We start from the raw sequence: 5,017 nt of genomic DNA, 5'->3' as shown, positions 1-5,017 counted from the left end.
GAAATCCCCCACACTTTCCTATCGTCTGTGTGGTTAAATTTCCATACATGGATAACTATAACTACCACAAAGGTATGAATGTAATCATTCAGGAATTAAAGGATCTGTTAAAGACAAAAAGCATTGGCACTGACTCTGACCAGGCATTATTGCTAGATTTTCAGGTAGACCTTGGAACCATTTATCTGATGACTGCCAATCTTCCGCAAGCCAAAACATATTTTAAAAGAGCTTTCAAAATATATGAAAATATCTGGGCTGATGAACCGGAAATGATTGAGGCAAAATGTCAGGAAATCCAAGAGTTATATCCACAGGTTGGTTTCTTTCTTGGACAACAGATATCAAGTTTTTTAACAAAACAGGCATAATTTGGGGGAGAAAGTATTTATTTCAGTTTTTCATATATATCTTATATAATGACAATGTGTTGACATTAGGCGCATATTTGAATATACTATACTTGAATGGAGGTGTTCTGTATGGCAACAACTAATTTAAATATTCGTATAGACAAGGCAATCAAGGACCAGGCGGAGGAAATCTTCAATGAGCTTGGTCTGAATATGACAACTGCTGTAAACATGTTCCTGAGAACCGCTATCCGTGAGCATGGTATTCCTTTTGAATTAAAACTGGAAGTACCGAATGATACAACAGCCACTGCCATTGAGGAAGGCAGAAAAATGATGAAGGATCCTTCTGCTCCGCGTTATTCCAGTATGGATGCGCTTAAGGCAGCTCTCGACGTATGAAATACGACATTCAGTTTACCAATCAGTTTAAAAAGGATTTGAAGCTTGCCAAAAAGCAAAATAAAAATCTTGATAAGCTGTTTGAGGTAATCGGTATTCTGGCGAATGGCGGTACGCTGGATGCAAAATACAGGGATCATGACCTTACAGGAAACTACAAAGGCACGCGTGAGTGTCACATCGAACCGGACTGGCTGCTTATTTATGAGATTTGTGGAGATGTTCTTGTTTTGATGCTTTATCGCCTTGGTTCACATTCTGAGCTGTTTTAAGAAAATAAGTACAAATCGGGAATTTGGAAAGGGATGCACTGCCATGCTGAGAAAGTTGAATTGTTTTTTAAACATCGTTATTGGTTCATCAATAGGAGTTTTCATTGGATTCGGAATTTATAAGTTCTGGCACTTTAAAACCTACCCAAATTTATATGCCATACAGTCTGCACCGTGGTACACAGAGCTGCTGTTGGATGGTGCCTTGGTGGCTGTTGTGGTGGTCGTATGTATTATCCTAAAGCTGATTACTCGGAAAAAGTCAAAGCCATAACTTCCAATTGAACAAAATCGCTGCGCGATGGCCTGCCAAGGCTATGGCGCAGTTTTTCTTTACACTTTAATAAAAAAGCAGTGGGAGCCAAATCCTACAAGTAGTATTGTTAAGTCACCACAACCAACAATCAAACAGGATCGACATCCCCACTGTCTATGAAAAGAATACCATTGAGCTGCCTTTCTGGCAAGCAGTTTTATTATGCTAATGCTCCTCCATGTAAGCAGTGTTTATACATTTACGATTTGCTTTACATGGAGGATTTTATTATGTACGAAGAAATTTTTAATCAGATTAGATCTGCTGCGAATAAACGGAATCTCAAGGATTCCACGATTCATGCATACTGTACCAGTGTTGCTCTTTTTTGAACCACACAGCCAAGGATATAGATGCATTAACAACTGACGATGTTGATACATTCCTAACTGAAAAGAAACTTTCCGGGGCTTCACCAGAAACATACAATCACTACCATTCAGGAATCCGCTTCTTTTACAAAAAGAGTATTGAAGATGAATTGGGATGATGATGACATACCTCGTATGAAAAGGGACAAGAAAGTTACCAACGGTGCTTACAAAAGCAGAAATATCAGCTATTCTTGATGCTACACCAAATCTGAAGCATAAAGCTATGATCGCTACTATGTATTCAGGTGGACTTCGTGTTTCAGAAGTCACACACCTTCATTACCCCATCTTCAAGCTGAAGCTCACCGATTCTCTCAATGATTGCTTTAGCATCCTTTGCAGACAGTTTCTTTTCTATCGCTTCCGGTGTAATTTCCAATAGTTCTGCAATCTGTGCGATTGCTTCCTCTCTGTTTTCCAACTTGCCCGGAACGATTCCAACCAAAGATGCTGTACCTTTTCCTGCAAGGACACGTCCGTTCCTATCCAGAATTTCTCCTCGTTTCTGCCTGTGTCAGTGGAAACTCTTACTTTATCTGTAGAAGTTAGATTCGGAAAAATCATGGAATCATCCCAAACCAACTTATATCCTTCTTCGTCCTTTAGGAAAAGTGCTTCATTCTCTAACTGCACATATGTGTAGATTATTCTATCAGGGAAAAACAACATCGCCCAATTTAGAAACCATTATTGCAAGAAATATTATTCCTATTAGACCCGATAGGCACCGGGAACGAAAGCTAACAGCAAAAGCATTTCATGGTTTCCTTTATAGAGTAGCATAAAACAAATGAAAAGAATACTTATTTTAGGCAGATGTGAATCTGTCTTATTTGTGTATCATAAATACAGAAAAGCAGGAAAGCTATTCACTTTCCTGCTATATTTCTTTAGAGTCTGCCTTCTTGCAATGTTAACTTAATGACATTGGCCGGAAGGTATCATACATTTTCGCAAAAGTGATACCTTTTAGCAAAAGCCTATTATTCAGTAGAGTCTCAAAACACCCCTCTGTTTTAATATTCAAATGTTTCATTCAAAAGACCTGAAAACACACATTCATTTTCTCCCCTTAATATCCTACAAGCCGCAGAAAATCAAGGTTTCTTTGAAAGCAGACAAACGGTTTCAATATTCGCCTGAACTTTGATTTTATACTGCATAGCGAAAGTGTGCAATAGATTTTCAAAGTGGGGTAAGAAATTCCCCCCATCTTCCCTTGATTATTTGTTATTTTTTGCTTCGGCAAGTAAAACAGCTTTTTTCAATGGATTAGTTGTCCTTTCAGCCAAAGATGCCGCATCATACTTGTCATTATAACTTAACGCCCTTCCACTTAACCAAATATCTATTTGATAATCCTGTTCTTTTAAGATTTCAATATCTCTTTCTGAAATTTGCAAATATTCTGGTTTCAAATACGCAAACAGACTAGTGGAAATTTCTTGCTTTGGTAATTTCTTTATTTTGAATCCTTGTTCTTTCCAAGTAGATAATATTATCTTTTCTCCATTATAAGGTACTGATTTACATTGTGAAACAAGACTATCATATGTCATCACACGAATATCATTATCAGACTTTTCTGCAAACATTGCTCTTCGTTTTTCTGAATTATCTTTTTCAGCATTTCTTCCAATAACTAATACATATTTAAACCTTACAGAATTCTCGTTTAGAGGAACTCTTAATTTATCTATTTGATGAAGAATTGCTTCTCTATTTTTATTGACATATGCCTTCCAAGATGTAATCTGATCATATGCATGATTAAACTCTGAATGAAAATAAATATTTTCCTTATCATTTGTAAAAATCTTCTTTTTTGCATCTTCCAATTCAACTAATACAAATTCCCAATAATCAGAACTCTTAGTTAAATATGCAAAATCCGTCACAAATTCATTACCCAACTTAAATTTGGAAATCACACAATTCATATGCAAATAATGATTTAGCAAAAAAGGCATTGGTATGAATATAGTATTTTCCTCAAGAAATTCCTGTATCTGATTTTCTGTATTACCGTTCTTCCCTATAACATCAAAATATTGTTCAAGCAATTTTTCTTCTAACTTCATCAAACTCCCATCTCCTTACTGCCGGATAACTTTATCAGCCAAATTTGTAGAATCAACATATATTCTCCCCATTGTTTGAGCCGCCTTAATTTTGTTATCAAGCATTTCTCTCAGGGTGTACATTCCTTCTGTAATTGGAACTAAATCCCCACCGTCTACCAAAATAGTCCTAAGTGCCTTTCCTGTTGTCAGAGCTTGTACGGAATCAGGCGAAAAACCATTTACAGAAATAAATACTCCTCTTCCATACATCTTCCCTTCTACTTTTGCTGCAAACTGATACAAGCTATCAGATGCACTCCATTTATCATGCCACTTAGCTTCTATTATGTAATGCTCTCCATCATACTTTATTGAGCCATCAATCTGTTCTCCTACAATTTTAAACGGTTCTGTAACTTCTATACCCTCATTTAAAAATAATTTTTTTAGGAATTCCTCAAATAAATATCCTCTTCGCTGTGCATTTATTTCTTTTCCGTTCTGATCTTTTCCACTAAATAAATTTAAGAAGATCTCTTTTAATTCATTTATACTAATGCTGATATCTTTCCGCTTTCTTTCCTGTTCTTCTTGTCTTTGTCTTTCCTGCTTTATTTTGTAATCCCGAATTTCTTGAAGTTGTTTTAAATGGCTGATATTTCTTTTTGCTTCGCTCTCACTCAGTTTGTTCAATTTCTGAAAATAATAAGGATCGAAATAATTCCATTCCGTTAGTTCCTTTAACATACACCTAAATTGTCCTATTCCCGAATCACTTCTTTTTTCTAAATTAGTAAAAATTTTATCTACAATTTCAGCCCTATGCAATTCTTTATATTCACTTTCCGGCATCAATTCCCTTGAGGTACAACCAACTTTTTTCATAAAATCGACTATATCTTTTTTCGGCCAAAAAATAGACAAAATGCATCCTTTCATGCAATCCATTATATCTTTAGGAAATGTAGTACCCATTGAAATCTATCGCCTCCCTACTTGTTCTTCTTTTTTTATTCAACTCCTCATACCCCATGATGCAAAACAACTTTTGCTAAAAAATATCCTTTCGCCAAAATGTATATCTCCTGTTCCAAAAAGCCTATCCCCTGGGGTAAATCTCCGATTATATCATCACTCTACGGAAACAGAAACAGACATCTATTTTATTTCCAAAATGGCGAAATCCTTTGATTTATTGGGCTTTTCTCGACAGAAGGCAGACTGTCTCCACGATACT

Annotated in this window: 7 protein-coding genes; 4 read left to right on the top strand and 3 right to left on the bottom strand. The window is 36.0% G+C overall.

Annotated features, from left to right (window positions below):
* The 4 genes from AC058W_RS12735 to AC058W_RS12720 form a co-directional block, all read left to right on the top strand.
* Positions 1-371, top strand: a 371-nt coding sequence (locus tag AC058W_RS12735; protein WP_479390147.1) for a hypothetical protein, incomplete at its 5' end; no start/stop codon positions are given.
* A gap of 111 nt (positions 372-482) precedes the next feature.
* Complete coding sequence (locus AC058W_RS12730; RefSeq protein ID WP_055199534.1) at positions 483-755, top strand: type II toxin-antitoxin system RelB/DinJ family antitoxin; 273 nt, start codon at positions 483-485, stop codon at positions 753-755.
* A complete protein-coding gene (locus AC058W_RS12725) occupies positions 752-1,027 on the top strand; it encodes a type II toxin-antitoxin system YafQ family toxin (RefSeq protein WP_479390146.1) in 276 nt (91 codons plus the stop codon). Before AC058W_RS12730 ends, AC058W_RS12725 begins: the two co-directional genes overlap by 4 nt.
* Before the next feature lie 644 nt (positions 1,028-1,671).
* Positions 1,672-1,833, top strand: coding sequence for a phage integrase N-terminal SAM-like domain-containing protein (locus AC058W_RS12720; protein WP_479390145.1), 162 nt, complete (start codon positions 1,672-1,674; stop codon positions 1,831-1,833).
* 143 nt (positions 1,834-1,976) lie between these two features.
* On the opposite strand, the gene AC058W_RS12715 is transcribed toward AC058W_RS12720, so the two are convergent.
* The 3 genes from AC058W_RS12715 to AC058W_RS12705 form a co-directional block, all read right to left on the bottom strand.
* A complete protein-coding gene (locus tag AC058W_RS12715; RefSeq protein WP_479390144.1) occupies positions 1,977-2,162 on the bottom strand; it encodes a hypothetical protein in 186 nt (61 codons plus the stop codon).
* A gap of 778 nt (positions 2,163-2,940) precedes the next feature.
* On the bottom strand, positions 2,941-3,798 hold the full coding sequence (locus AC058W_RS12710) for a Shedu immune nuclease family protein (RefSeq protein WP_117677687.1): 858 nt from the start codon (positions 3,796-3,798) through the stop codon (positions 2,941-2,943).
* Between the two features lie 15 nt (positions 3,799-3,813).
* Complete coding sequence (locus tag AC058W_RS12705) at positions 3,814-4,755, bottom strand: restriction endonuclease (protein WP_117677686.1); 942 nt, start codon at positions 4,753-4,755, stop codon at positions 3,814-3,816.
* Positions 4,756-5,017: the final 262 nt, after the last annotated feature.

The organism is Blautia sp. CGZ-1-C1 (genome assembly GCF_056504575.1).
The sequence above is the reverse complement of the archived record's forward strand: the minus strand, read 5'-3'. Positions and strand labels throughout refer to the sequence as shown.

Coding starts and splice junctions, on each gene's coding strand:
- AC058W_RS12730 (WP_055199534.1), top strand. CDS start 483: ATGGCAACAACTAATTTAAATATTCGTATAGACAAGGCAATCAAGGAC.
- AC058W_RS12725 (WP_479390146.1), top strand. CDS start 752: ATGAAATACGACATTCAGTTTACCAATCAGTTTAAAAAGGATTTGAAG.
- AC058W_RS12710 (WP_117677687.1), bottom strand. CDS start 3,798: ATGAAGTTAGAAGAAAAATTGCTTGAACAATATTTTGATGTTATAGGG.
- AC058W_RS12705 (WP_117677686.1), bottom strand. CDS start 4,755: ATGGGTACTACATTTCCTAAAGATATAATGGATTGCATGAAAGGATGC.